Raw genomic sequence first — 26,050 nt, forward strand, 5'->3', positions numbered from 1 at the left:
TATAGAGGCCGGCCGCGAGAGGCGCCAATCACCCTTACGTGGAATGCTGAGGCAAGATGCCGCTCAGCGCCCGAAAAGCTGTTCGGCCGCCGTGGCCACGTCGGTATCGGAGCTCGCCGCGCAAACCCGCACGATGCGCTCGGCGTTCCGGAAGCCAGTCGGACGGTGTCGATCCCGGGTTCGGCCGAGGCGTTCTCATGGAAACCGTCCAGCCAGCTGAGAATCACCGTCATGATCGACGAGTCGGACAGCACGAAATCCGCACAGGTCATCCTGGCGAGATCAATCTGGTCCGCCGCTGCCGGCCCCGATTAGCAGGAGCGCGCCATGGCGAGACTCCAACTTCTCATCTCGACGCTCTTCGGCAGCGAACCACGGCAATCGCTGCGATATGTGGCGCGGCTGCGCGCTTCGGCAACGTCCGGAGTCGCATGATCACTGCCCCGGGACGCCGGGAAGCCATCAATCTCCAAGCCTCACTGTAGATGGTTGGACGCCTCATGTGGGTGACGCATGCACCACAACCTTTTTCGGTTGACCCGAATTGGGTCTCTCCCTATGTTCCGCCGCACTTTCGGGGGCCATCAGCGCCTCCGGGAGGGCGCAGCTCAGCCGGTAGAGCAACTGACGTTCAATCGGAAGGTCAGGACTGCTGGGAGGTTGAAAACCAACGATTTCCAAGAACAAGGAAATCGGCTAGGCGCACATACGGCGGGTCTCGATGACCTCGCGTGATGATCCGGTAGCTCAGCCGGTAGAGCATTCGACTTTTAATCGAATGGTCGTGGGTTCGAGTCCCACCCGGATCACCATTTTTCCGCATGTCAGCCCCGGAGACCAGTGTCACCAAAGATGGGGCTTCAGGCGCTGCCGCGATCGTCAGGTCAGTTCGGCTTGCAGGTCGGGCCGCGAAATCGCGCCAAGATTCAGCCGGGCCTTTATGGGGAGGTGGTCGGATGCAACCTTGGCCAAAGGCGAACTATGCACCTCGATGCTCGAAATGAGGCTCATCGGACGCGCCAGGATACGGTCGAGCGCCAACAGCGGAAACCGCGAAGGGAAGCTCGGCAGGATCGCATGCACAGGCCCGAAATGCGGCAGCAGCGTCAGCAATGACGACCGGTTGCGAACACGCCACTCGTTCAGGTCGCCGAGCAGGATCGTCGGATGCAGGACCGACCGGGTGGCCTCGAGCAGCGTCTCCGCCTGCCTGGAGCGCGAGCGACGCAGCAGGCCGAAATGCGCGGCGATAACACGGAGCGGCACCCCGTTCAGGTCGAGATCGACAATGATGGCCCCGCGCGGCTCCAGTCCAGGCAGGCGGACCTGTTTGCATTCCTTCACCACGCCGGACCGGGCCAGGATCAGGTTTCCGTGCCAGCCATGGCTGATGTCGTTGTGCGAGCGATGCAGCGGCACAAGGTCCGTCTTCTTCTGCAGCGCCACCAGGTCCAGCAGCCCCTGCCGCGAGCCCGTCCTCTCATCGACCTCCTGCAAGGCGATGATGTCTGCGTCGAGTTCGCCGACCACTGCGGCCACGCGCTCCGGCGAAAAGCGCCCGTCGGTGCCTACGCATTTGTGCACGTTGTACGAGGCGATGGTGGTGCAGTGATCCTGGTCGAATTCGATGTATTTCGGCGCCGCCTTCCGCAGAGCGGCGACCAGGGATGTCGGCAATGTGGGAGCTTGCTTGAGCATGAGACTTGGTCTTGACCTGTGCAATTCATACGGCAAGTCGCCCGCTGCCGGCCGCGGATCAGGGATGTCCCCCGGCAGGTCAACGGGTGCATTCGGCGACGGTTCCTCGCTCATTTCGGGCGAGTCCCGTCCCGAAACAAGTCCTTAGACGGTAACAATCCCATCAAACCTTGAATGCTTCGTGATCATGTCAGCGACAAAGACCGGCGAAGCGCGGGATGCGATGGCCGATCAATCGAAGCCCAAAACGAATGGCGTGCCCTCGAAGGCATCACATCCCCGACCGATGGCGCGGATGCCGTCAACCATGCGGCCGCGGCGGCCAAGCATGTCGTCGGCAAGCGCGATCAGGCGGGCGTTCGGGGTGGCGCTTGGCGAGGCCTCGCGAAGCCGCCGCGCCAGTTCGCCTTCGTCCCGGCCGGGCGCTAGCGCGGCGGCGACGATGTACGCCGCAGCCGTCGACCGGCTGATGCCGGCGTAGCAATTTATCGCCAACGGCGCGCTGCGATCCCAGGCCCGCACGAAGGCCAGCAATTCCGCCACATGTGCGGCGGCCGGCGCCACCATTCCATCCGCCTCCTCGGTGATGTCGTGCATCTGCAAGAGCAGGTGGTCGCCCGGGGCCAGCACAACGGGACGGACGAAATCCGCATCCTCGCGGAGTAACGTCACCAGCCGTCGTGCCCCGGAGCGCATCAAGGTGTCTTCAAGCTTCGACAGCGGGGTCACATAGATCATGAGACGATTCTACCTCCGCTGCCGACAGGTTCCAGCCCCGTTTGGCAGGATGATTGCTGGCCTGGCCGCCACCCGTTCAGGGCGCCCGCCAGCCGTTCCGACTCCCGCTTGCCGGCGGGAAGTCCGATGCGCAGCGCGTCGGGCAGGTCAACGAATCGGCGAACTAGAACGCCCGCGCCACCGAGGCTCTCAAACAGGCTGGGGGCCTGAGGCGTCCGAACGAAGCGAAACAGACTGGTGCCACCCTCAACGGTGATGCCGTTTTGCACCAGCAGGTCATCCAGCGCCGCAGCCTCGCGCTCCAAGCATCGTCGCATCGACGCCTGCCAGCTCCGATCGGCGAGGCCAGACAAACCGAATTCGACCGCAGGCCCGGCCACCGCCCATGGACCCAACTCTGCGCCGAGGAATTCGGCCAGACGCACCGGCGCCAGTGCGAATCCCAGCCTGACGCCGGCAAGTCCGAAGAACTTGCCGAAGGATTTGAGCACGACCGCTCCGCAACCCTCGACGTCCGCCGAAACGCTCTCGTGCAGCGGCCCGACGTCCATGAACGCCTCATCGACAACCAGCAGGCCGCCCTTGCGGGCGAGGTGCTGCGCCAGATCGACGAGCCGCCCCCGCTCGATGATTCGTCCGTCGGGATTGTTCGGATTGACGACGATGGCGAGCTGCACGTCGTAGAGAGCGTCGAAATCGCGGACATACGCCGCGTCATGGCCGGCAATCGCCGCGGCGCGGCTGTGCTCGGCATAGGTCGGTCCCAGAACGCCGGCCTTGCCCGGAGCGATCAGTGAAGCGACCCGCGGCAGCAATATCTGCGTGCCCGGCGCCGCAACCACGTTCGCAGCCGACGGGGCTCCATAGTTTTCTCCGGCGACGCGGCACAGCTCGGCGTTCTTTCCCGGCTCGGGCAGGCGCGTGAATGCGTCCGCCGGCAGGATTGGTTGCGGATAGGCGTGCGGATTGATACCCGTCGACAGATCGATCCACGGTTGCGGCGCGTTCGGGAAAAGCGAGCGTGCGGCGTCCAGGCTGCCGCCATGGTCGGTGACTGACGCAATTTTCTTCCGGACCGCCATGTCAGCTCCCCTTGCTCTTTTGTCGCTCATGCTTGAGCTCGTCTTCGGCTATCCGGAACGGGTCGTGCGAGCCATCGGCCATCCCGTGATCTGGATCGGCAAGCTGATCGACATGCTCGATCGCGCGCTCAATCATGCGGGGCATACGGCTGCGCGGCGCAAGCGTCTCGGCGTGGTCGCGCTGGTCCTGCTGGTCGCCGTTGTTTGGCTGGCGGCGTCTCTCGTGCAAGGCCTGCTGCTGCAACTCAGTTTCGGTATCGTGCTGGTGGCCATCCTCGCAAGCACGCTGCTGGCGCAGCGGAGCCTTGCTGCTCATGTGGCCGCGGTGGCGGACGCGCTCGAAGGCGAAGGGCTCGAAGCGGGACGCAGGGCGGTCTCGATGATTGTCGGACGCGATCCCGAGCGGCTTGACGAGGCAGCCGTCTGCCGCGCCGCGATCGAGAGCCTTGCCGAGAACTTCTCGGACGGCGTCGTCGCGCCGGCATTCTGGCTCACCGCCGGCGGGCTGCCGGGCGCGGCCGCCTACAAGGCGGTGAACACCGCCGACAGCATGATCGGCCACAAGAACGAGCGGCACGGCGCGTTCGGCTGGGCCGCTGCCCGCTTCGACGACCTGATCAACCTTCCCGCCTCCCGCCTGACCGCACTGCTGGTCGTCGCGGCCGCATCTTTGCTGCCGGGGGCGAACCCTGGCGAGGCATGGCGTGCGGTAAGACGCGATGCCCGGCATCATCGTTCGCCGAATGCCGGATGGCCGGAAGCCGCCTTCGCCGGCGCGCTTGGTTTGGCCATTGCAGGCCCGCGTCATTATGGCGGCGTCCTCACGCAGGATCCGACGATAGGACAAGGTCGGCGCGAGGCGACGCCGGCGGACATTCGCCGCGCACTTGCACTCTACCGGATCGCCGACGCCCTCCTGATCGCGCTGATCGGCGCAGTGGCCGCGCTCACCTGGCATTTTTGAGCAGGCCATCCAGGTCGAGATGGCGCTCCATGTGAGCGGCGAGCGCATCGAGGACCGCCTCGACCCCGTCGTCATAGTGCAGGCCTGACGGTTTGCCGTTCAGCCGCTCGATCCACGCCGCCCGTTGCGCATCGTCGCTGAAAAAGCCGTGCACATAGGTGCCGGCCACGCGGCCGCTGGCCGAAACGGCTCCTTCCGGCGAGCCGTCGGCCAGCGTCGCGAACGGGCGTTCGCGCCCTGGCCCTGCGGTCGCACCCATATGCATCTCGTAGCCACGAAAGCTCACGCCGTCGGTGGTGTGTCCGGCGGTCGCCACGAGCCGCTTGCCCTGCGTCAGTTCCGTGGCGACGTCGAGATGGCCGAGGCCCCGAACCTTCCCCGCAGGCCCCTCGGTTCCGTGAGGGTCGGCAATAGAGCTGCCGAGCATCTGGTAACCACCACACATACCCAGCACGTGGCCGCCTCGCCTGATGTGCGCGGCGAGGTCGACGTCGAAGCCCGCGGACCGGAACGCCGCCAGATCGGCGATCGTCGCTTTGGACCCCAAAAGCAACACCAGGTGTGCATCGCCTGGCAGGGCGTCGCCCGGCCAGACGCGGACGATCTCGACGTCCGGTTCCGCCTCGAGCGGATCGAGATCGTCGAAGTTCGCGATGTGCGGCAGGATCGGAACGGCAATCCTGATGGCCCCTCGCCCGTTGATCCCGGGAATCTCCCGCGACAGCCCCAGCGCGTCCTCGGCAGGCAGCTTCCTGGCATCCGGAAAGAACGGCAGCAGGCCGAACGGCGTCCAGCCGGTGCGTTCGGCAATCTCGCGCATCCCGCTGTCGAAGAGCCTCGGATCACCGCGGAAGCGGTTGACAAGAAATCCCTGGATCATGGCCGCGTCAGCTGGGTCGATGACATGCCCGGTGCCGACGAGGCTCGCGATGACCCCGCCGCGGTCGATGTCCCCGATCAGGACGACCGGGACATTTGCGGCGCGCGCAAAACCCATATTGGCGATGTCGTTGGCGCGCAGGTTGATCTCCGACGCGCTGCCGGCTCCCTCGACCAGGACCAGGTCTGCCTCTGCGCGCAACCGGGCAAAGCTGTCGAGCACGTAGGGCATGAGATTCGGCTTCACGCCCTGGTATTCAGCCGCCTTCGCCGCCCCGAACACCTTTCCTTGAACGACGATCTGCGCGCCGGCTTCTCCCTGCGGCTTCAGGAGGACGGGGTTCATGTGGACGCTTGTGGCGACCCGCGCAGCGCGCGCCTGCAACGCCTGGGCCCGGCCGATCTCGCCACCGTCCTCGGTGACGGCGGCATTGTTCGACATGTTCTGCGGCTTGAATGGCCGCACCACCAGCCCGCGATTTGCGAATGCGCGCGCTAGTCCGGCGACGACCAGCGACTTGCCGACATCGGAGCCGGTGCCCTGGAACATCAAAGCGCGCGCGGGCATGGCTAGAACTCTATGCCCTGCTGGGCTTTGACGCCGGCGGCGAAGTGATGCTTCACCGCCGTCATCTCGGTCACGAGGTCTGCGGCCTCGATGAGGGCCGGCTTAGCGTTGCGGCCCGTCACGACCACGTGGAGGTCGGAACGGCGAGCCTTCAATGCCTCCACCACCTCGTCGAGATCGAGGTAGTCGTAGCGCAGCGCAATGTTGAGCTCGTCCAGGATCACGAGACTCATCTCAGGATCAGCCAGGAGCTCCCGGGCTTTTTCCCAGGCGCGCCCGGCGGCCGCGACATCCCGTTCCCGATCCTGCGTCTCCCAGGTAAACCCCTCCCCCATGGTGTGCCACACAACCCTGTCGCCGAACGCGGCGAGCGCATCCTTCTCTCCGGAATGCCAGGCGCCCTTGATGAACTGGACCACGCCCACCTTGCGGCCGTAGCCCAGCATGCGCAGCGCCAGCCCGAAGGCGGCGGTGGACTTGCCCTTGCCCGGACCGGTGTTGACGATCAGCAGGCCCTTCTCGATGGTCTTCGACGCCACTTCGGCGTCCTGCACGGCCTTGCGCTTGGCCATCTTGGCCTTGTGGCGCTCGGCTTCGGATTGCTCGGCACTCACGTCATTTCACCTATGTCATTTCACTTTCATCGGCAGGCCGGCGATCATAAAAATCACCTCTTCTGCGATCGCCGCAATGCGCTGGTTCAATCGGCCCTGCGCGTCGCGGAAGCGGCGGCCGAGCGCATTGTCCGGCACGATGCCGAGCCCTACCTCGTTGGAGACCACGAACCAGGGCCCGCGGGGATGGGCAAGCGCGGCCTCGAGCGCCGCGCATTCATGGTCGAGATCGTTGCCCGCCAGCAGGTGGTTGGACAGCCATAGTGTAAGACAGTCGACCAGAACCGGCCGATCAACTTCCACCAAGCTCAGTACACCCACCAAGTCGAGCGGCGCGTCGAGCGTGGTCCAACGTCCGTCGCGCCTCGCCTTGTGCAGCTCGATGCGCTCACGCATCTCCGCGTCGAAGGCCTGACCGGTGGCCACATAGGTCCAGGGCGGCGGCAGCTCTTCGATCAACGCCTCGGCGTGGCGGCTCTTTCCGGAGCGCGCCCCGCCGAGAATGAAGGTCAGCCTGCCGTCAGGCAAAGCTGTTGCGAGCCCCTTGCTCCGCCGTCGAAAAGCGCGACCGGAGGTAGCCCGCGGCCGCACCGAGGACGAGCCAGAAGACGAGGTTCGTCACGGTCGAAGCCACGATGAAGCGGTGATGCAGGTCCGGCGGAACGGGCGTCTCATAGTCCGTCGGCTGCGGTGCGCCTATGATGTGTGGTGCAACCATCAGCGCCACGGCCAGGATCGCAAGCACGGGCGAACGTCCGAACGCGATCAGAGCCAGACCGGCCGCGGTGGCTGCGGCCGTCCCGATCCACCACACCTGTCTCGCGAACAGGTCGGCGGCGGGCATCGCCGGCAGTTCCGGAGCCAAGCCGAGCCCCGGAGCCAGGGTGAAGACGGCAAAGCCCGCAAAACCCCAGACCAGTCCGCTCCGCCAGTTGGCGATGCCACCGGCGAACTCGGACAGAGCGACGAGCACCAGCGCGAAGCCCATGCCGGTCACGATGTTCGCAAGCGCATTGAAGGCCGTACGCTCAAAACCGTCGGCAGGAGCCCAGCCGTCACCATGATCATGTGTCGAATGATCGTGCGACTGGACGGAGGGAGCAACTGCGACGCCCGCGTCTGGCGCGGGGCCATGGTCGTGCGCAGGTTCGGTGCCCTCGTAGGTTTCTGCCTGGAGGATCAGCGGCACCGTGGCGTAGGCCTGGAGAGCGGTCATGACGACGCCGGCCAGTAGCCCGCAGACCGCCGCGATGAACACGACGTTACGAAAATATGTCATTTGGGAAGACCTTGGTCAGTGGCAGGGAAAGTTCATCGAATGCCGGTAGTCGTGAGCGGCATTATGAACGACTTCCATCTGGGAGAATCCCGCGAAGCCAATGACGAAAAGTCCGAGAAGCGCGGCGAAGCCGAGCTGAAGGGCGCGCGACTGCGAAGAAACTGCGCCAAACGTAGTTGTGGTGTTCATATGAAATCCTTTCGCCCTCCACCCGAGGGCCCAAGCCAATATCAAGTCGACAGCAGGTCTCCTGGCTTACGGCTTTGGCGCCGCGATCCGCCTTCCCGGTTTCACCCAGTGGCATTCGGATCCGGCTCGCCGCTCACAGTTGCGGGGGCAGCCGCGGAATTGGAGCACAAGCTCCGCACCGCATTCCCTCTGGTCCTTTCGGAACCATCGACACCGGAGTCATAACCTAAATCGGACGGTGGGCAAACCGTATTTCGCTCGCCCTGTCCGCACGCGACATGGAGCTGGTCCCGCGAGGAGGAAACGGGCGCAAAGAATAGCCACGAAGCCGATGCACCATATCGCCTGCGCCGGGGCCCGCCTGACGAGGAATGAGATGGTTATCGAAACCTCTCGTGACCCGATTGCCTTCCAGGCGTTCGAACTCGACGGCTGGGATGCTGTCAGCAGCGGCTATGAACGGCATTTCGGTCGCCTCACGGCGCAGACCGTTCCCGCGATTCTCGGCGCCGCGCGCGTTGAAAAGGGAACGCGCCTGCTCGATGTGTGCACCGGGCCGGGAGTGCTCGCGCGAGCGGCGAGTGCGCGCGGCGCCGAGGTGGTCGGCCTCGATTTCTCCGGCAACGTGATCGAGGTCGCAAAACGCAACGTTCCCGACGTCCAGTTTCTTCAAGGCGACGCACAGGACCTACCGTTCGAATCCGGGACCTTCGAAGCCGTGGTATGCGGCTACGGCATCATTCACGTCGCGCAGCCGCAGAAGGCTTTGCTGGAAATGCATCGCGTGCTGAGGAGGGGTGGCCGCGTCGCCGTGAGCGTCTGGCAGGCGCCGACCCCCGCAAACGGCTTCGGCCTCCTGCTCGACGCCATCAAGGCTCATGCCGACGTCTCGGCGCCGCTGCCTCACGGGCCTGACTTCTTCCAGTTCAGCGAGCCGGAGAAGCTTGAGGAAGCGCTCCAGTCGACCGGTTTCACGAAGACAGTCATCCGCACTGTTGAGCAGACATGGGAACATGCCGAACCCACGGCCCTCGTGAGGGCTATTCTCGAAGGCGGCGTCAGACTGCGCGGTCTGCTGCTCGCCCAGAGCGACGAGGTTCGCGATGCGGTCTCCAGGGCGGTCGAGATGGAGATCGGGCGGCATCTCGGCCCGGACGGCGCCTATCGGGTGCCGATGCCGGCGCTCGTCGGATCGGGAAGGAAATGATTCCCAGCAGCGGCGCCGATGCCGGGAAGATGGATTTCCGTCCGCATCCAAGCAGTCGACAGCACGCGTTGACAGCCCCACATTGCGCGGCCTAAATGCCGGCCAGACGGTCTTCGCCCCTCAAGGGACGAGGCTAAGAGGGAATGCGGTGCGAGCAATCAAATCCGCAGCTGTCCCCGCAACTGTAAGCGACGAGCTTTACGCCGATTGCCACTGGAATATCCGGGAAGGCGGCGCAAAGCAGCGACTCGCGAGCCAGGAGACCTGCCGTCGATAAATGTTTGCCAGTGCCTGGCGGGTGTCCCGGGCAAGGAGCGCGTGTGAAAGTCGACTACGAAAACGCTGCTGCGGACGTTTTTGCGCAAGAAACATGCGCCGACGACTGCCATCCGAATGTCGTCATCGTCGTCTGCAGCTCATGCCGGGACGAAACTGGCTCCGATTCCAGGCCGCGTGCCGGCGAGCAGCTCGCCCTCGACACCAGGCGCGCCGCTGACGCCACCTCTATCCAGGTCGAAACCGTCGAATGTCTCGGCAACTGCAAGCGCCGGCTGAGCGCGGCGATCGCCAAGGACGGCGCCTGGAGCTACGTGTTCGGCGACCTCACCACGTCGAGCGGAGCCGACCTCGTGGCCGGCGCGCAGCTCTTCGCCGGTTCCGATGAGGGCGTCATGCCCTGGCGCGGTCGCCCGCAATCCCTCAAGCAGGGCCTCGTTGCCCGCATCCCGCCCATCTTCTCCCGAAAGGACCCTAGCGCATGACCGCCGTAAACCGCGTCCCCTGCACCGTCGTCACCGGTTTCCTCGGCGCAGGCAAGACTACGCTGATCCGCAACTTGCTGGAAAATGCGCGGGGCAAGCGCCTTGCCATCATCGTCAACGAGTTCGGCGACGTCGGCATCGACGGCGAAATCCTCAAGGGCTGCGGCATCGATGCCTGTCCCGAGGAGAACGTGGTCGAGCTCGCCAATGGCTGCATCTGCTGCACCGTGGCGGACGACTTCGTGCCTGCGCTCGACCAGATCCTCTCGCGAGAACCCAAGGTGGACCACATCCTGATCGAAACGTCCGGGCTCGCCCTGCCCAAGCCGCTCGTGCAGGCGTTCCAGTGGCCGGCGATCAAGGGTCGCGTGACCGTGGACGGCGTGATTGCGGTGGTCGACGGTCCGGCGCTGGCCGAGGGCCGCGTGGCGTCCGACATGGACGCGCTTGCCGCGCAGCGCGCCGCCGACGATTCCATCGATCACGAAGACCCGGTCGAGGAGGTCTTCGAGGACCAGGTGGCCTGCGCTGACCTGATCATCCTGTCGAAGAGCGATCTTCTTGACGACGATGCAGCGGCAAAGGCGCGGGCCGTGGTTGGGGGAAGCCTCGGCCGAGCCGTTAAGATCGTGCCTTCCGCGCATGGCCAGGTCGATCCGTCTGTGATGCTCGGCCTCGGCCTCGCCGTGGAGGACGATATCGAGAACCGCAAGACGCATCACGACGATGAGCTGGACCACGAGCACGACGACTTCGACAGCTTCGTCATCGAGCTGCCATCGGTGTCCAGCCCGGAGGCGCTCGCCCAAAAGGTCACAGCAGCAGCCGAAGCCGCCAATGTCCTGAGACTCAAGGGTTTCGTGCATGTCGAAGGCAAGCCCCTGCGGCTCCTCGTTCAGGCGGTCGGCCCGCGCGTGTCGCATTACTACGATCGCGCCTGGCAGACCGACGAGGACCGCCGTACGCGGCTCGTGGTGATCGGCCTCAAGGGTCTCGACCGGCAGGCGGTGGAACGAATCCTGGCGGCGTAGCGGCACGAACGAGGAGCGCGGGAGAACGGGACAGTGCACATCCTGGCCACATCGACGGCCTCACTCGACGATCTCGTCGAGCCTGTCGATTTGCGGCAGGAGCCCGCGGACATGCTTGCCCTGTCCTTCACCGACAGCGACCTGTCGGCCCTTTCGGCCGCCTGGACGGCACAGGCCGGCGTGCTACCCTCCATGCGGCAGGCGGCCCTAAGGGATCTGCGCCACCCGATGTCGGTCGATCTCTGGATCGACAAGGTCGGTCGGCACGCGAAGATAATCCTCGTGCGCCTGCTCGGCGGCTATGAATGGTGGCGCTATGGCGCCGACCAGCTTGCCGCCGCGGCCCGCGCGCATGGTTTCAAGCTGGCGCTGCTTCCCGGCGAGGGACACGACGTCGACGAGCGGCTCGCCGCACTTTCCACCCTGCCCCGCGGCGAACTCGAAGACCTGCTCGCCTATTTTCGCGAAGGCGGCCCCGCCAACATGGCGGAGTTGGTGAAGCGGCTTGGCGGCCATGCCGGCGCCGACTGTGTCGCCAGACCCGCCGAAGAACTCCCGAAATCCGGTTTCTATCTTCCCGGCGAGGGTGTGGTTGGCCGTACCCGCGCGCTGGAAAGGTGCGCCAGCGCGCAGGCGGTCGTGCCGATCCTGTTCTACCGTTCCATGCTGCTGGCGTCCGACATCGCGCCGATCGATGCGCTGCATCGCGCGCTGGCAAAGCGCGGGCTGGCCGGAATCCCCATCTTCCTATCCAGCCTCAAGGACAGGGCCGTCGCTCAATTTGTCGAAGACGCCGCCCGAGACCTGAAACCGGCTGCGCTGATTGCGACGACCGCCTTCGCGGCGGGGACCTGCGACGACGGCCGCACCTTGTTCGACAGGATCGGCGCGCCGGTGTTCCAGGTCGTGATGGCGACGACGCGCCGCGAGGCGTGGGAGAGCGGCCAGCGCGGCCTCGCGCCTGCCGATCTGGCCATGCATGTCGTGCTGCCCGAACTCGACGGGCGCATCCTCGCGGGCGCGATATCATTCAAGGCGGATGCCGCGCCCGACGCCACGCTGGGCCTCCGCGGGCAGGTCAATCGCACGGAGCCGGACCGCGTCGAGCAGGTCGCCGCGCGCATCGCAGATTTCGTGGGCCTGCAACGGACACCGCCCGGAGAGCGCCGCATCGCGATCCTGCTGCCGGATTATCCCAGCGCGCCCGGCCGCACGGGCTATGCTGTCGGGCTGGACGTTCCGGCGAGCGTCCTGGCGATCCTGGAAGACTTGAGGACTTCCGGATATCGCGTTGACAACATTCCGGAAACGCCAAAAGCGCTTCTCGCCTGCCTCGACAGCCGCACGACGGGCCTTGCGCTCTCCGACTACGCTGCGTCGTTCACGGAATTGCCTGCCCGCGTGCGGCAGCAAGTGACAGAGGCCTGGGGCGGTCCCGACGTGGGCGATTCGCGCGGTTTCTCGTTCCGGTCGGCCCAATTCGGCAACATCACGGTGGCGCTGGCTCCCGACCGCGGGCGTTCCGAAGACCGTCGCGCTGACTATCACGATCCCTCGCTGCCGCCCCGCCACGAACTCGTCGCCTTCGGCTTCTGTCTGCGGAAGGCGCTCGGCTGCCACGCAATCGTCCATGTCGGAGCGCACGGCACCCTCGAATGGCTGCCCGGCAAAACGGTCGCACTCGGGCGCGATTGTTTTCCTGAGGTCGTCACCGGCGCCCTGCCCGTCGTCTATCCCTTCATCGTCAGCAATCCCGGCGAGGCTGCGCAGGCCAAGCGCCGCATATCCGCCGTCACCATTGGGCATTTGCCGCCGCCGCTGGCATCTGCAGGGCTCGACGAACACCATCGGACTCTTGAAAGGCTCGTGGACGAGTATGCGCAGGCCGACGGACTCGATCGCCGCCGCCGAGACCGCCTCGCAAAGCTGATCGTGGAGACCGCCCAGGCGTCCGGATTGGCCAAGGAGGCGGGTGTCGCGGCCAGCGACAATCCTGATGCGGCACTTACCCAAATCGACGCATGGCTCTGTGATCTCAAGGATTTTGTTGTCAAGGACGGGCTTCACGTCTTCGGCCGGGCGCAAGCCGGCGCGACTGATCCGCTCCGCTCCTCGAGTGCTGCAGCGGAGCGTGCTGCTCTCCTATCCGCTCTCGACGGACGCCACCTGGCGGCGGGTCCTTCCGGCAGCCCGACGCGCGGACGCACGGACGTGCTGCCCACCGGCCGCAACATGTTCGCCGCCGACCCGCGAACCATGCCGACCCCGACGGCCGTCGATCTCGGCAGAATGGCCTCCGATGAGATCCTGCGCCGTTATCTGCAAGATCATGGCGAGTGGCCCCGTTCCCTGGTCATCGACCTCTGGGGCAGCGCCTCGCTGCGCACCGGCGGCGAAGAAATCGCACAGGGCCTGGCGCTGATGGGCTGCCGACCGCAATGGGAGTTCGCGACTGGCCGGGTGACCGGCATCGAGGTGCTGCCGCCTGCAGCCGTCGGTCGACCGCGTGTCGACGTGACCTGGCGCATTTCCGGTCTGTTTCGCGATATGTTCCCCACACAGATCGCATTGATGGACGCTGCCTCGGCCGCGGTGGCCGCCCGTGATGAGCCTGATGAAGCCAACCCCCTCGCCCAGACGCGCCGGGCGCTCGGAAAATGTCCACCTCGCATCTTCGGCTCCTCGCCGGGCACGTACGGAGCTGGCATTGAGAGCCTGCTTGCCGACGGCGGCTGGGAAAAGCGGGAGGAACTGGGGCGCGCCTATCTTGCGGCCACCTCGCACGCGTTCGGGGGCGCCGACGGCGCAGGCCAGGCAGTGCCGGGCGCGTTCGCCGACCAGGTCGCGGGTGCCGATCTTCTCGTCCATGCGGGCGACGACCCGGGCCGGGACATCCTCGAAGGTTCGGCAGACGTCGCCTTCATCGGCGGCTTCTCGGCCGCGCTCGCGGCGCTGGGGGGCAAGGCGGACCTTGTCGCGCTGGACACGACGGACCCGCAAAGGCCGCGCGCGCGATCGGTGGCTGAAGCGGTGACCCGGACTGTCCGCGCGCGCGCGGTCAACCCCCGCTTCATCGACGGTCAATTGCGCCACGGCCCGCGCGGAGCCTCCGAGTTCGCAGAGACGGTCGACAGGCTGGTCGGCTTCGCCGAGACGACCGAAGCGATACCGGGCGCGCTCATCGAAGCCGTCTACGACAGCTATGTCGGGGACCAACGCGTCCGCGACTTCCTGCTGGACCAGAATCCGGCCGCCGCGAAGGTCATCGCGGAGCGGTTCCTGTCTGCCCGCAACCGCGGCCTTTGGCACCCGTTGCGCAACTCGATCGATGACGATCTTTCCGCACTGATCGCGGAAGCCGAAGGCAAGCTGCCCTCGTTGGGCAGCGTACAAGCACGCCGGGAGCGCGTCGCATGAACGCGTCTCTGCGCCGCAACGCCTGCCCTTCACTGGCCGCGCCGATGCCGACCGGCGACGGGCTGCTCGTGCGACTGAGCATGGTCGCGGGCTCGATCGGGCCATCCGCACTGCGATCGGTCGCCGCGTCCGCTGCCCGCCATGGCAACGGCATCTTAGAGGTGACACGCCGGGGCAGCCTGCAGATCCGGGGGCTGACCACCGAAACCAGTTCTCGCCTTGCCGCCGACATCGAAGGTCTCGGGATCGACCTGCTCACCGGCGTGCCGGTGCAGGTCGGGCCGCTGGCAGGGCTCGACGCCGAGGAACTCGCCGATCCCCGCGCGCTTGCGGATCGGCTGCGCGCGGTGATCGTGAACGCCGGGCTGACCAACCGCCTTGGTCCGAAGGTTTCGATCGTCGTCGACGGCGGCGGCCAGCTCCCGTTGCGCGACGTGATCGCCGACGTGAGGCTGACGGCGGTGCCCGGCGCGGACGGACGGATCGGATGGGCGGTTGCAGTCCGCCCTGATGCGGAGGCCATCGCAGTCGCGGATGCGGAGGACGCCGCCGTGATGGCAGTCGCGCTGCTGAAGGCGATCGCGGCGCTCGGCCGCTCGGCGCGCGCGAAAGACCTTTCCGGCGCCGCGGTTTCGACCGCGCTCGGATGCCGTCCCACGCAGACCATTGGCTCGGCTGCAATCCTGCCACCCGCCCCGGCGCGCGCGCAACTGCCCATCGGCAGTTTCCGCCTTACGCTGGGCCGGACCGGGCTCGGCATCGGCCTCCCGTTCGGACAGGCAGACGAAACGCAGATCGGAACGATGGCGCAGGCAGCCGAAAGATGCGGCGTGACCGAGTTCCGCCTCGCGCCGAACCGCGGGCTGATCGCCATCTGCCGGACGGAGAGCGTCTCCAAGCGCCTCAGGGTCGCAGCGGAAGACCTTGGATTCGTTGTCGATCCCAACGATCCTCGGCTCGGCGTTGTTGCGTGCGCCGGCGCGCCCGCTTGCGGCTCCGCCCATATCGCGACGAAGCCGCTGGCTGCGGATATCGCAAGCGACTTCACGAGTGCCGGCCCGGTCCACATCTCTGGTTGCGAGAAGCGCTGCGCTGAACCGGACGCGCCGAGCTTCACCATCGTCGGCACGCCGGACGGAGCGGCGATCGTGGAAGGCAAGGCGAGGCGCGAGATCGACCGTATCCCTGAGAGCGAAGCAGCCGCCGCATTCCGGCGGATCATCAACCAACCGCAATCCCCCAAAGGACCAATGACCCAGCAGACCTACATCAAGGATGGCACGGCGATCTACGAGCGCTCCTTCGCCATCATCCGGGCCGAAGCGGACCTGTCGCGGTTTTCGCCAGCGGAGGCCGACGTTGCGGTGCGCATGATCCATGCTTGCGGCCTTGTCGAAGCGGCAGCGCATTTCGTCTTCTCGCCCACATTCGCCGAGGCCGGCCGCAGTGCCCTTGCCGCCGGGGCGCCGATCCTATGCGATGCCGAGATGGTCGCCCACGGCGTGACCCGCGCCCGTCTCCCAGCCTCGAACGAGGTGATCTGCACCCTCCGCGACGCGCGCACTGCAGCGCTCGCCGCCAAGCTCGGCAATACGCGTTCGGCCGCGGCGCTGGAGCTGTGGAGGGACCGGCTGGCCGGTGCGGTCGTGGCGATCGGGAATGCGCCGACCGCGCTTTTCCACCTGCTCGACATGATCGATGGCGGCGCGCCGAAGCCCGCCGCCATCATCGGCATGCCGGTCGGCTTCGTGGGCGCGGCGGAATCGAAGGATGCCCTGGCCGAAAATTCACGCGGTATTCCCTTCGCCATCGTCCGTGGGCGGATGGGCGGAAGCGCCATGACGGCGGCCGCGATCAACGCGCTTGCCAAGGCGGGCATCTAATGGCCGGAAACCTCCAGCAGGGGCGGCTCATCGGCGTCGGCACTGGCCCCGGCGATCCCGAACTGCTGACGCTGAAGGCGATGCGCGCGCTCGCTGAGGCCGATGTGGTCGCCCACTTTGCCAAGCGCAGCTCCATCGGCAACGCCCGCGCCATCGTCGACTCGCATATGAGGCCGGGGGTGGTCGAGCTGCCGCTCCACTATCCGGTGACGGTCGAGATCGACAAGGATCACGACGACTACAAGGCGCAGATCCTGGACTTTTACGAGCGCTCGGCGGCGCTCGTCGCCGGCCACCTCGCCGAAGGCCGGACGGTGGCGGTGCTGTCGGAAGGCGATCCCTTCTTCTACGGCTCCTACATGCACCTGCACGTTCGACTCGCGCACAGCTTCCCCACCGAAGTGATCCCCGGCGTCACTGCCATGTCCGGCTGCTGGTCGAGCACAGGACAACCCATCGTGCAGGGCGACGACGTCCTTTCGGTGCTGCCTGGAACGCTGGGCGAACAGGAGCTGGCGCGCCGACTGGCGGATACCGACGCAGCCGTGATCATGAAGGTGGGACGGAACCTGCCAAAAATCCGGCGCGCACTCCAGCAGACAGGAAAGCTGGAAGGCGCCCTGTATGTAGAGCGTGGCACGATGGCCAATGGCGGCTGGATGCGTCTCGCCGACAAGGCGGACGATCGTGCGCCCTATTTCAGCATCGTGCTCGTCGCCGGCTGGTCGAAGCGGCCGACCGTGACGGCTTCGGGGGTGGTGCTATGAGCGGCCGCCTGACAGTCATCGGGCTCGGGCCGGGCGACGCGGCGCAGGTGACGCCGGAGGCAACCGCGGCGATCGCTGCCGCGACCGACTTCTTCGGCTATGCGCCCTATCTCGACCGCCTCTCGCTGCGTGAGGACCAGCATCGCCACGCCTCCGACAACCGGGAAGAGCTTGACCGCTCGCGCGCCGCCCTGGAGGCGGCCGTGTCCGGCAGGCATGTCGCCGTCGTCTCGGGCGGCGACCCGGGCGTGTTCGCGATGGCCGCCGCGGTCTGCGAGGCCATCGAAAGCGGCCCGGAAGCCTGGAGGCAGCTTGACGTTTCTGTCGTGCCTGGCGTCACGGCCATGCTGGCAGTCGCAGCGCGCGCCGGTGCGCCCCTCGGGCACGATTTTTGCGCCATCTCGCTCTCCGACAATCTGAAGCCCTGGGATCTGGTTGAGCGGCGGCTCAAGGCCGCTGCGGGCGCAGGCTTCGTCATCGCGCTCTACAATCCGATCAGCCGCGCAAGGCCTTGGCAGCTCGGCCGCGCCTTCGAATGCCTTCGCGACGTGCTTCCGGCGACCGCCCCAGTCATTTTCGGTCGGGCCGCATTCCGTCCGGCCGAGCGCATCGAAGTGATGGGGCTCGCCGACGCGAACCCAACCAAGGCAGACATGGCGACATGTATCATCATCGGCTCGCCGGAAACGCGGGTGATCGATCGTGATGGCCGCGCGCCGCTCGTCTATTCGCCGCGCTCGGCCGGAGGTTTGAGCAGATGATCGAGCCTCGCCAGAGCCTCGTCGACCGATCCGGCCGCACTGCCTTGTGGGGCAGCCGGTCGCCGGACCAGGAACACGGGAATGCCCAGCATCCGCGCCGCCTCGATCTTCGCATAGGCCGCGCTTCCGCCGCTGTTCTTCGCGATGATGGCGTCGATGCGCGCGCCCTCCAGCAGGGTTTTCTCCCGCGCGAGCTCGAAGGGTCCGCGATCAAGGATGTACTCGGCGTGCGGAACATCGACGCGCGGCTCGACCGGATCGACACTGCGAATGACGTAGTGGTGCTGCGGGGCCGCTTCCAGCGGTTTGAGCTCCTGGCGTCCCAGCGTCACGAACACGCGGCGGGGCCGCTCGCCCAGCGCGGCAACGGCGGCGGGTATGGAATCTGCAAACGTCCAGTGATCGCCCGTGGTCTGCTTCCATTCCGGCCGCTGTATGACGAGCAGCGGCACCTTGGCGGCTGCGGCAGCAGCGCTCGCGTTGGCGGAAATGCGCGCGGCGAACGGATGCGTCGCGTCGACCAGCAGATCCGTCCGGCTCTCCCGCAAGAAATCGGCAAGACCTTCGGGGCCGCGGAAACCACCGATGCGAACGGGTACCGGCTGCACCACCGGATTGACCGTTCGGCCGGCCATCGACAGCGTGACCGCAAGATCTTCACGACCCGCCAGCCGGGCGGCAAACTCGCGCGCCTCGGTCGTGCCACCCAGGATCAGGATACGGAAGGTCATCATGCCTTCTAGTGCTCAGGCTCCCTCCGTATCAACCGGCAAATGGCTTTCGATCATCGGGATCGGCGAAGACGGTGTCGCCGGCCTGGGCGATGCGGCGCAACGGACCATTTCGGAAGCTGAGGTGGTGTTCGGCGGCGAGCGGCATCTGGCCTTGGCGCGTGAACTGATCCGCGGCGAGGCTCGGCCCTGGCAGATCCCCTTCGACGCCGAGATGCATGGCGTGAGGGCGCTCGCCGGCCGCAAAGTCTGCGTGCTTGCATCCGGCGATCCATTTCTGTTCGGCGTCGGGGCGACGCTGTCCAGGGTGGTGGCACCCGAAGAGATGCTCGTCATCCCCGCCCCTTCCGCATTCAGCCTCGCCGCGGCGCGCCTCGGATGGGCCCTGCAGGCGGTCGAGACGGTTTCGCTCCATGGCCGCTCCGTCGACCTGTTGCGGCCCCTGCTTCATCCGGGCCGTCGCGTCCTGGCGCTGACATCCGACGCCTCAGCGCCCGCGATCATTGCGGGCATGCTCAGCGCCTCGGGATTTGGGGGATCCCGCATCACGTTGCTCGAGGCGCTTGGCGGACCGAACGAACGGATCACCGTCAGCACTGCCGATCGATTCAACGGAAGGGATTCTAACCCCCTGAACCTGTTGGCGATCGAGATCGTGGCAAGCGCGGATGCGCGCATTCTGGCGCTGACGCCGGGTTTGGACGACAATCTCTTCGAGCATGACGGTCAGATCACCAAACGCGAGATCAGGGCGCTGACCCTGTCCTCGCTCGCGCCGCGGCGTGGAGAACTGCTCTGGGACATTGGGGCCGGCTCGGGATCGATCTCCATCGAATGGATGCTGGCGGACGCCTCCATGCGCGCCATCGCAATCGAGGCCAGGCCCGACCGTGCGCAGCGCATCCGCAGCAACGCGGTCCGCTTCGGCGTGCCAGGCTTGACCGTTATTGAAGGCGATGCGCCTACGTCATTGGAAAACTTACCAATTCCGGATGCAATCTTCATCGGTGGCGGTGGCAGCGACAACGGCGTACCAGATGGCGCCATACAGGCGTTGCGGCCCGGAGGACGTCTCGTCGCCAATGCCGTGACGCTGGAGATGGAAGCGGTGCTGCTCGACCTCCATGCAAGAAACGGCGGGAGCCTGACCCGTATCGCCATTTGTCGCGCGGAGCCGGTGGGCTCCATGCAGGGCTGGCGCCCTGCCATGCCGGTCACGCAATGGACGTGGGTGAAGCCATGATTGTCGCAGGTATCGGTTGCAGGGTGGGCGTGTCGTCCGTCGCGGTTCTGACCGCCATCGACGCCGCCCTCACCCAATTTCGGCGCGAGCGAGCGGAGATCTCGGCGCTTGCCACGGGAGCCGCCAAGCACAGCGAGACCGGCATCATCGTCGCGGCGAGCACGTTGGGCGTGCCACTGCACTACGTCGGCGCCGAAGCTTTGGCCGAAGTTCGGCCTGGTCTGTTGACCGTCTCTGAGTCCTCCGAGCGGACGACGGGCTCGCCCTCTTTGTCGGAAGCCGCAGCGCTCGCAGCGGCCGGCAAGGGCGCCCGGCTGCTGGGCCCCCGCGTCATTTCCGGGCACGTGACCTGCGCCCTCGCGACAGAGGAGGAGTTGACCGAATGACGGTGCATTTCATCGGCGCCGGTCCTGGCGCTGCCGACCTCATCACCGTGCGCGGCCGTGACCTGATCGCGGGCTGTCCCGTCTGTCTCTACGCGGGTTCAATCGTGCATCGGGACCTGCTGCTGTACTGCCCGCCGGGTGCACGGATCGTGGACACGGCGCCGATGTCCCTCGACGAGATCGAGGCGGAATATGTCGCGGCACACCAGGCTGGTCTCGATGTCGCGCGCTTGCACTCCGGGGATCTGTCCGTGTGGAGCGCGGTGGCCGAGCAGATCCGCCGCCTGGAGCGGAACGGCATCGGCTACACGCTGACACCCGGCGTTCCATCCTTCGCGGCCGCCGCGGCCGCGCTCGGGCGCGAACTGACCATCCCCGAGGTGGCGCAAAGCCTCGTGCTCACACGCGTTTCCGGACGCGCCTCGCGGATGCCCGAAGGCGAAACGCTTGCCGGCTTCGGCGCGACCGGCGCGACGCTGGCGATCCACCTCGCCATCCACGCGCTGGACACTGTGGTGGCCGAACTGACGCCGCTCTACGGCCCGGACTGTCCCGTGGCGATCGTCGCCAACGCGTCCTGGCCGGAACAGCGGATTGTGCGCGCTACGCTCTCGACCATCGAAACGATGCTGACGGATGAGCCTATCGAGCGCACCGCCATCATTTTCGTCGGACGCTCGCTCGCTGCAGCCGACTTCCGCGAAAGCTCGCTTTATGACGCCTGTTATCAGCGGCGGTTCAGGGGGCGCGAGGCGTCATGACGCTGGAACGGCGCCCGGCCGACAAGGCCACCCTCGCGGTCGAAGATCAGGATCTCGAGTTCAACGTCCGCATCGCGAAGGACCGGCACGGCGGTTCGCCACGCCCGCACGGCCACTTCGTTGCCGATCATGATTCCGCTTTCGGACGCGATATCAAATGCTTCGGCGACGGTGTTCGCAGATCCCATGCGCTCCGCCACATGCTGATCCGCACCAGCGTCCAGCGCTATCTCGGCCAACGCGGTCAGGTCCGGCGCTCCCCGGTTGGAGTGAACGTCGAGCATGCCCTGCGCGAGCTTGCTCATCTTGGCCACGCCACCTGCGATGGTCACGCGCGACACGGGATGGGCGCGGATATACTTCAACATGCCGCCAACGAAGTCGCCCATGTCGATCAGCGCGATTTCCGGCAGCCCATGATGCTTCTGGGCGGCCGCCTCGGAGGCGGAGCCGGTCGCGCCCGAGACATGCTGAAGGCCGGCGGCGCGCGCCACGTCGATGCCGCGATGGATGGAGTGAATCCAGGCCGAACAGGAATACGGCACGACGATGCCCGTCGTGCCCAACACAGAAATGCCGCCGACAACGCCAAGTCTCGCGTTGAGGGTGCGCCGAGCCATCTCCTCGCCGTCGGGCACGGAAATCTCGACTTCGAAGTCAGCCCCCTCGCCGGCCACTTCGGCGATCCCATCGGTGATCATCTTGCGGGGAACGGGATTGATCGAAGGCTCGCCGGGCGGCATCGGCAGACCCGGTCGCGTCACTGTTCCGATACCGGGGCCGGCAAGAAATGTGATGCCGCTGCCCGGCGCCCCGCGCCGCACCGTCGCGGTCATAACGGCGCCATGGGTGACATCCGGATCATCGCCCGCATCCTTGACGACCGCCGCTACCGCCTCCCCGTCCCGAAGCTCCCATCGGGCCAGGGCGAAGGCGGGACGCTGGCCGCCGGGAAGCGCGACCTCCACAGGATCAGGAAACTCGCCGGTCAGCAGCCCGGCACAGGCCGCCTTGGCGGCCGCTGCCGCGCAGGTGCCGGTGGTCCAGCCTCGACGCAAGGGGCGCTCTTCGTTGCTCATGGGCTCGTCTATAGGACCGCCCTCTACGCCCGTCACGACCAAAAAGGCCAGTCATGAGTTTGCAACACGCGATCAGTCGCCTCAGCCCGAAACTCACCGTCTTCGAGCCTGGGCATGTCTGGCTCGCGGGCGCCGGCCCAGGCAATCCGGGCGCGCTCACGCTCGACGTGGTTTCCGCTCTCTCGCAGGCGGACGCCATCGTCTATGACGCCCTGGTCGACAGCTCCATCCTCAGCGCGGCCGAGAGCGCCGAACTCCATTTCATGGGCAAACGTGGTGGTCGCATCTCGGCGGCGCAGGACGACATCACGGCGCTGCTGATTGCGCTTGCCGGACGCAAGAAGCGGGTCCTGCGCCTCAAAGGGGGCGATCCGTACGTCTTCGGCCGCGGCGGAGAGGAGGCGCTGGCCCTCGCCCGGAATGGCATCCCGTTTCGCATCCTGCCGGGCGTCACGTCTGCTTTCGGCGCGATGGCAAGCGTAGGCATCCCAGCCACGATGCGGGGTCTGAACAAGGCTATCATCCTGGCGACCGGACACGCCGCCGGAAGCGATGAAGACCTGGACTGGGCCGCGCTGGCGCATACGGGTCAGCCCATCGTCGTCTACATGGGGTTGAAGAACCTTGAGACGATTGCCGCGGCGCTGCTTGCCGGGGGGCTGCGGCCTTCCACGCCCGTCGCCGTCATCGCCTCCGCGACCACCGCCGACGAGCGCATCCTGATTTCCGATCTCGCCAACGTCACGGCGGAAGCAGATGCCGGTGGCTTCGCCTCGCCGGCGCTCATCATCGTCGGTTCGATCGTCTCGATGCGAGCCGAACTGCTCCAGTTCGCAAGGGAAATGCAAAGCGCATGACGGCTCGAGGGTTGATCGTCGGCGCGCCACGCTCCGGGTCAGGCAAGACCAGCGTCACCATCGGCATCCTGCGCGCGCTCAGGCGGCGCGGCATCGACGTGCGCGGCGCGAAGTCGGGACCTGATTACATCGATCCGGGTTTCCACGCAGCGGCGACCGGCCGCATAGGCGTCAACCTGGACAGCTGGGCAATGGGTCCGGCGTTGCTGGACGCACTGCTTCGGGAGGCCGCCGAAGGCGCGGATGCGGTGATCGTCGAGAGCGCCATGGGCCTTTTCGACGGCATCGAGGCCGGCCGGAGGCGTTCCGGGGCAGCGTCCGACCTGGCCGCCAGGTTCAGCCTCCCCGTGCTACTCGTGCTGGACGTGTCGGGCCAGTCGCGAACCGCCGCGGCCATTGCCAAGGGTTTTGCGGTCTACGACCCCGAGGTCCGGATTGCTGGCGTTGTGCTGAACAAGGTGGCCAGCGAACGCCACCGTTCGCAGTGCGCAAATGCCATCGAGGCCGCCGGCCTGCCGGTGCTTGGCGCAGTCATGCGCAATCCGGACATGGAGATACCCGAGCGCCACCTAGGCTTGGTCCAGGCCAGCGAGCACGAAGCGCTCGAAGGGTTTATCGACCGTCTGGCGGACGTGATGGAGAAATCACTCGATCTTGACCGAATCCTTGCCGCCGCGAGCCCGATCGCGGACGGCGGCGACGCTGCGGCAGAAGCGCTTGATCCTCCCGGCCAGCGCATCGCACTTGCGCGCGACAAGGCCTTTGGATTCCTCTACCCGCACCTGCAGTCGACGTGGCGCGAAAAGGGCGCGGAACTCGTCTTCTTCTCGCCCCTGGCCGACGAGGCGCCTCCAGGGGACTGCGATGTCTGCTGGCTGCCGGGCGGTTACCCGGAGCTTCATGCAGGGCGATTGGCGGCGGCCGAAATTTTTCGCGCAGGCATGGCGCGTTTCGCCGAGACCAAGCCCGTCCACGGCGAATGCGGAGGGTTCATGGCGCTGGGTGTCGCAATCGAGGATTCGGAGGGGATCACCCATCCGACGCTGGGTCTTCTCGGTCACGCCACCAGCTTCGCCAGGCGCAAGATGAACCTCGGCTATCGCCAGGCGCGGCTGCTCTCCGACTGCGCCATCGGGCGCGCGGGCGAAACGGTGCGGGGCCATGAGTTCCACTATGCCAGCGTCGTCGATGCCGGCCACGACGCTCCGCTCGTCGAGATCGCGGACGGTCTCGGCAATCCGCTCGGCCGGGCCGGCGGTCGCCGCGGCAACGTCACCGGCAGCTTTTTCCACGCGATCGCAAAGGGCTGAGCGGTGAACGGCGTCTTAGCGGTTCGCACCATCGTCGGCGACCTGTTCAGCTGCGTCGGCTTCTTCACGCGCATACCCGTCTTCGGCCCAATGGAGCGTCGTCTTGCGGACGCGATCTGGGCGGCCCCGCTCGTCGGCATCGTCGTGGGATTGGCGGGCGCGCTTGCCTTTGCCGTTTCGGCCGCCCTCGGCCTGCCGCCCGCCATATCGGCGATCCTGGCGATCGCCACGACGATGCTCATCACCGGATGCCTGCACGAGGACGGCCTGTCCGACGTCGCCGACGGATTCGGCGGCGGCGTTACGCGCCAGCGCAAGCTGGAGATCATGAAGGACAGCCGCATCGGCGCCTACGGCGTCATTGCGCTCGTCGTCACCGTTCTCTTGAGATGGCAGGCACTCATTGCAATCGCCGATACCGGTTCCGTTCTCCTCGCCCTGCTGGCGTCGCACGCGGCGTCCCGGTCAATTATTCCGGCCTTCATGATGCTAGTGCCGCCGGCGCGCGATACGGGTCTGTCGGCGACCGCGGGCGCCATTCGGGCGGGCGCGGCGCGGACGGCCTTGCTGGCGGGCGCAGCCTCTCTGCTGTTGCTCGGCATCGGTCCGGCGATCGTCGCCGCCATCGTACTCACCATCTGGTTCATCGCCTTGAAATGGCTCACCGAACGCCAGATCGGAGGTCAGACCGGCGACGTGCTCGGCTGCTTGCAGCAGGGGGCCGAGATCGCGGTCCTGCTGGTGGCGCTCTCGTTAGATCATTGAATCATTCTGAGGTTACAAGTGTCTGTTTTCCCGACCATTGACGCCCTGCGGCAAGCCTGCTCCTCGCTCAGCTCCGGAGATGACGCGGCAGCTGCGGCGGCCATCGCGAGGCAGGATACGCTGACGAAACCTCGGGGCAGCCTGGGACGCCTTGAAGACCTCGCGATCTGGTTGGCGCGCTGGCAGGGAAAGCCTGTTCCCGCCCTCGACAACGTGGCCGTCCTCATCTTCGCCGGCTCTCACGGGATCACGGCGCGCGGTGTTTCGGCGTACCCCGCGGAGGTAACCGCACAGATGGTGGCCAATTTTGCGGCCGGCGGTGCAGCCATTAACCAGCTCGCACGCATTGCAGAGGCCGAACTCAAGGTGACGGCGCTCGACATCGATCGTCCGACGGCCGACTTCACACAGGCTCCGGCGATGAGCGAAGCCGAGTTCCTGGACGCGTTTTCGAGGGGATACACAGCGCTCCCGGAAGGCACGGATCTGGTGTGCGTCGGCGAGATGGGGATCGGCAACACCACGACTGCGGCAGCGGTGGCCGCCGCTCTCTTCGGCGGCGCAGGTGCGGACTGGACAGGTCGCGGCACCGGCGTCGACGATGCCGGCCTTGCACGCAAGGCGGCAGTGGTGGACAGCGCGATCTCCTTCCACGGCGCAGCGCTCGGTGACCCGCTCGAAGTCCTGCGCCGCGTTGGCGGCCGCGAACTCGCGGCCATTTTCGGGGCGGTGCTCGCGGCGCGGCGCATGGGAACCGCGGTCCTGCTCGACGGCTTCGTGACGACTGCGGCTGCCGCGCCTCTGGCCCGTCTTGTTCCCGGCGGACTCGATCATGTGCAGGCGGCACACTGCTCGGCCGAGGCCGCGCATGCGCGCTTGCTTGAAAGACTCGAACTCCGTCCAATCCTCGATCTCGGCATGCGCCTTGGAGAGGGATCGGGCGCCTGCCTGGCTGTCAACATCCTGAAATCAGCGGTTGCATGTCACTCTGGCATGGCGACTTTTGCCGATGCCGGCGTCGCCGAAGGCTAGTCGTCGCCGGGACTGTTCAGTTTCGGAACCAAGCGCGCTATGATCCGT

General features: G+C 66.5%; 25 protein-coding genes, 1 tRNA gene, 2 pseudogenes and 2 riboswitches. Of the genes and pseudogenes, 17 read left to right on the top strand and 11 right to left on the bottom strand.

Going from position 1 to position 26,050, the window contains the following annotated elements:
- Positions 1–191: 191 nt before the first annotated feature.
- Positions 192–287 (bottom strand): annotated as a pseudogene (locus PD284_RS26945) (HdeA/HdeB family chaperone); the annotation flags it as partial.
- 449 nt (positions 288–736) lie between these two features.
- Here PD284_RS26945 and PD284_RS15530 point away from each other — a divergent pair.
- Positions 737–812: transfer RNA gene (locus tag PD284_RS15530), tRNA-Lys, on the top strand.
- A gap of 67 nt (positions 813–879) precedes the next feature.
- Here the strand turns inward: PD284_RS15530 and PD284_RS15535 are convergent.
- The 3 genes from PD284_RS15535 to cobD all read right to left on the bottom strand — a co-directional run bounded on the left by PD284_RS15535 (position 880) and on the right by cobD (position 3,518).
- On the bottom strand, positions 880–1,698 hold the full coding sequence (locus PD284_RS15535; protein WP_274629081.1) for an endonuclease/exonuclease/phosphatase family protein: 819 nt from the start codon (positions 1,696–1,698) through the stop codon (positions 880–882).
- Between the two features lie 231 nt (positions 1,699–1,929).
- Positions 1,930–2,436, bottom strand: coding sequence for a tyrosine phosphatase family protein (locus PD284_RS15540; RefSeq protein ID WP_274629082.1), 507 nt, complete (start codon positions 2,434–2,436; stop codon positions 1,930–1,932).
- Complete coding sequence (gene cobD / locus PD284_RS15545; protein WP_274629083.1) at positions 2,433–3,518, bottom strand: threonine-phosphate decarboxylase CobD; 1,086 nt, start codon at positions 3,516–3,518, stop codon at positions 2,433–2,435. Before cobD ends, PD284_RS15540 begins: the two co-directional genes overlap by 4 nt.
- Between cobD and cbiB the strand changes: the two genes are divergently transcribed.
- Positions 3,517–4,482 (top strand): adenosylcobinamide-phosphate synthase CbiB, encoded by a 966-nt coding sequence (gene cbiB / locus PD284_RS15550; protein WP_274629084.1) that lies wholly within the window; start codon positions 3,517–3,519, stop codon positions 4,480–4,482. The genes cobD and cbiB overlap by 2 nt on opposite strands.
- On the opposite strand, the gene PD284_RS15555 is transcribed toward cbiB, so the two are convergent.
- The 5 genes from PD284_RS15555 to PD284_RS15575 are packed head-to-tail and all read right to left on the bottom strand — an operon-like array spanning position 4,466 to position 8,011.
- On the bottom strand, positions 4,466–5,929 hold the full coding sequence (locus tag PD284_RS15555) for a cobyric acid synthase (RefSeq protein ID WP_274629085.1): 1,464 nt from the start codon (positions 5,927–5,929) through the stop codon (positions 4,466–4,468). The genes cbiB and PD284_RS15555 overlap by 17 nt on opposite strands.
- A 2-nt stretch (positions 5,930–5,931) precedes the next feature.
- The gene (cobO, locus tag PD284_RS15560) at positions 5,932–6,543 is read right to left on the bottom strand and encodes a cob(I)yrinic acid a,c-diamide adenosyltransferase (protein WP_274629086.1); all 612 of its coding nucleotides are present in this window, start codon (positions 6,541–6,543) and stop codon (positions 5,932–5,934) included.
- A gap of 15 nt (positions 6,544–6,558) precedes the next feature.
- A complete protein-coding gene (gene cobU / locus PD284_RS15565) occupies positions 6,559–7,071 on the bottom strand; it encodes a bifunctional adenosylcobinamide kinase/adenosylcobinamide-phosphate guanylyltransferase (protein ID WP_274629087.1) in 513 nt (170 codons plus the stop codon).
- Positions 7,064–7,822, bottom strand: coding sequence for a CbtA family protein (locus tag PD284_RS15570; RefSeq protein ID WP_274629088.1), 759 nt, complete (start codon positions 7,820–7,822; stop codon positions 7,064–7,066). Before PD284_RS15570 ends, cobU begins: the two co-directional genes overlap by 8 nt.
- 15 nt (positions 7,823–7,837) lie before the next feature.
- Complete coding sequence (locus PD284_RS15575; protein ID WP_274629089.1) at positions 7,838–8,011, bottom strand: CbtB domain-containing protein; 174 nt, start codon at positions 8,009–8,011, stop codon at positions 7,838–7,840.
- 34 nt (positions 8,012–8,045) lie between these two features.
- A riboswitch (cobalamin riboswitch) is annotated at positions 8,046–8,235 on the bottom strand.
- A 152-nt stretch (positions 8,236–8,387) separates the two neighbouring features.
- On the opposite strand from PD284_RS15575, the gene PD284_RS15580 reads away from it, so the two are divergent.
- From PD284_RS15580 to PD284_RS15615, 8 genes and pseudogenes are all read left to right on the top strand, one after another.
- Positions 8,388–9,218, top strand: a complete 831-nt coding sequence (locus tag PD284_RS15580; RefSeq protein WP_274629090.1) for a class I SAM-dependent methyltransferase — start codon at positions 8,388–8,390, stop codon at positions 9,216–9,218.
- A gap of 90 nt (positions 9,219–9,308) precedes the next feature.
- A riboswitch (cobalamin riboswitch) is annotated at positions 9,309–9,504 on the top strand.
- A 34-nt stretch (positions 9,505–9,538) separates the two neighbouring features.
- Positions 9,539–9,979, top strand: coding sequence for a DUF1636 family protein (locus tag PD284_RS15585; RefSeq protein WP_411956220.1), 441 nt, complete (start codon positions 9,539–9,541; stop codon positions 9,977–9,979).
- A complete protein-coding gene (gene cobW, locus PD284_RS15590) occupies positions 9,976–11,010 on the top strand; it encodes a cobalamin biosynthesis protein CobW (RefSeq protein WP_274629091.1) in 1,035 nt (344 codons plus the stop codon). Before PD284_RS15585 ends, cobW begins: the two co-directional genes overlap by 4 nt.
- Before the next feature lie 33 nt (positions 11,011–11,043).
- On the top strand, positions 11,044–14,427 hold the full coding sequence (gene cobN, locus PD284_RS15595) for a cobaltochelatase subunit CobN (RefSeq protein ID WP_274629092.1): 3,384 nt from the start codon (positions 11,044–11,046) through the stop codon (positions 14,425–14,427).
- Positions 14,424–15,554, top strand: a pseudogene (gene cobG, locus PD284_RS15600) (precorrin-3B synthase); the annotation flags it as partial. The gene cobN and the pseudogene cobG, both read left to right, overlap by 4 nt.
- A 123-nt stretch (positions 15,555–15,677) precedes the next feature.
- Complete coding sequence (locus PD284_RS15605) at positions 15,678–16,310, top strand: precorrin-8X methylmutase (protein ID WP_274630656.1); 633 nt, start codon at positions 15,678–15,680, stop codon at positions 16,308–16,310.
- Entirely contained in the window at positions 16,310–17,077 is a 768-nt protein-coding gene (locus tag PD284_RS15610) for a precorrin-2 C(20)-methyltransferase (protein ID WP_274629093.1), read from the top strand. The genes PD284_RS15605 and PD284_RS15610 overlap by 1 nt, the downstream gene beginning before the upstream one ends.
- Complete coding sequence (locus PD284_RS15615; protein WP_274629094.1) at positions 17,074–17,838, top strand: precorrin-3B C(17)-methyltransferase; 765 nt, start codon at positions 17,074–17,076, stop codon at positions 17,836–17,838. Before PD284_RS15610 ends, PD284_RS15615 begins: the two co-directional genes overlap by 4 nt.
- Here PD284_RS15615 and PD284_RS15620 read toward each other — a convergent pair.
- Positions 17,802–18,572: a cobalt-precorrin-6A reductase gene (locus PD284_RS15620; RefSeq protein WP_274629095.1), complete on the bottom strand. Its 771-nt coding sequence runs from the start codon at positions 18,570–18,572 to the stop codon at positions 17,802–17,804. The genes PD284_RS15615 and PD284_RS15620 overlap by 37 nt on opposite strands.
- Between PD284_RS15620 and cbiE the strand changes: the two genes are divergently transcribed.
- From cbiE to cobM, 3 genes are read left to right on the top strand one after another with little or no spacing between them, the layout of a single operon-like run.
- A complete protein-coding gene (gene cbiE, locus PD284_RS15625; RefSeq protein WP_274629096.1) occupies positions 18,571–19,812 on the top strand; it encodes a precorrin-6y C5,15-methyltransferase (decarboxylating) subunit CbiE in 1,242 nt (413 codons plus the stop codon). The two genes, PD284_RS15620 and cbiE, sit on opposite strands and share 2 nt — an antisense overlap.
- Positions 19,791–20,198 carry a cobalamin biosynthesis protein gene (locus PD284_RS15630; protein WP_274629097.1) on the top strand — a complete coding sequence of 136 codons (408 nt, stop codon included), beginning with the start codon at positions 19,791–19,793 and terminating at the stop codon, positions 20,196–20,198. Before cbiE ends, PD284_RS15630 begins: the two co-directional genes overlap by 22 nt.
- The gene (gene cobM / locus PD284_RS15635; protein WP_274629098.1) at positions 20,195–20,959 is read left to right on the top strand and encodes a precorrin-4 C(11)-methyltransferase; all 765 of its coding nucleotides are present in this window, start codon (positions 20,195–20,197) and stop codon (positions 20,957–20,959) included. Before PD284_RS15630 ends, cobM begins: the two co-directional genes overlap by 4 nt.
- On the opposite strand, the gene PD284_RS15640 is transcribed toward cobM, so the two are convergent.
- A complete protein-coding gene (locus tag PD284_RS15640) occupies positions 20,926–22,038 on the bottom strand; it encodes a cobalt-precorrin-5B (C(1))-methyltransferase (protein ID WP_274629099.1) in 1,113 nt (370 codons plus the stop codon). The genes cobM and PD284_RS15640 overlap by 34 nt on opposite strands.
- Positions 22,039–22,091: 53 nt before the next feature.
- On the opposite strand from PD284_RS15640, the gene cobA reads away from it, so the two are divergent.
- From cobA to cobT, 4 genes are read left to right on the top strand one after another with little or no spacing between them, the layout of a single operon-like run.
- Complete coding sequence (gene cobA, locus PD284_RS15645) at positions 22,092–22,895, top strand: uroporphyrinogen-III C-methyltransferase (RefSeq protein WP_274629100.1); 804 nt, start codon at positions 22,092–22,094, stop codon at positions 22,893–22,895.
- Positions 22,892–24,205 (top strand): cobyrinate a,c-diamide synthase, encoded by a 1,314-nt coding sequence (locus tag PD284_RS15650; RefSeq protein WP_274629101.1) that lies wholly within the window; start codon positions 22,892–22,894, stop codon positions 24,203–24,205. Before cobA ends, PD284_RS15650 begins: the two co-directional genes overlap by 4 nt.
- 3 nt (positions 24,206–24,208) lie before the next feature.
- On the top strand, positions 24,209–24,970 hold the full coding sequence (cobS, locus tag PD284_RS15655; protein ID WP_274629102.1) for an adenosylcobinamide-GDP ribazoletransferase: 762 nt from the start codon (positions 24,209–24,211) through the stop codon (positions 24,968–24,970).
- An 18-nt stretch (positions 24,971–24,988) separates the two neighbouring features.
- Positions 24,989–26,002: a nicotinate-nucleotide--dimethylbenzimidazole phosphoribosyltransferase gene (cobT, locus tag PD284_RS15660; protein ID WP_274629103.1), complete on the top strand. Its 1,014-nt coding sequence runs from the start codon at positions 24,989–24,991 to the stop codon at positions 26,000–26,002.
- The last annotated feature ends 48 nt before the right edge of the window (positions 26,003–26,050 follow it).

This window comes from Mesorhizobium shangrilense, from assembly GCF_028826155.1.
Classification (GTDB): Bacteria; Pseudomonadota; Alphaproteobacteria; order Rhizobiales; family Rhizobiaceae; genus Arvimicrobium; species Arvimicrobium flavum.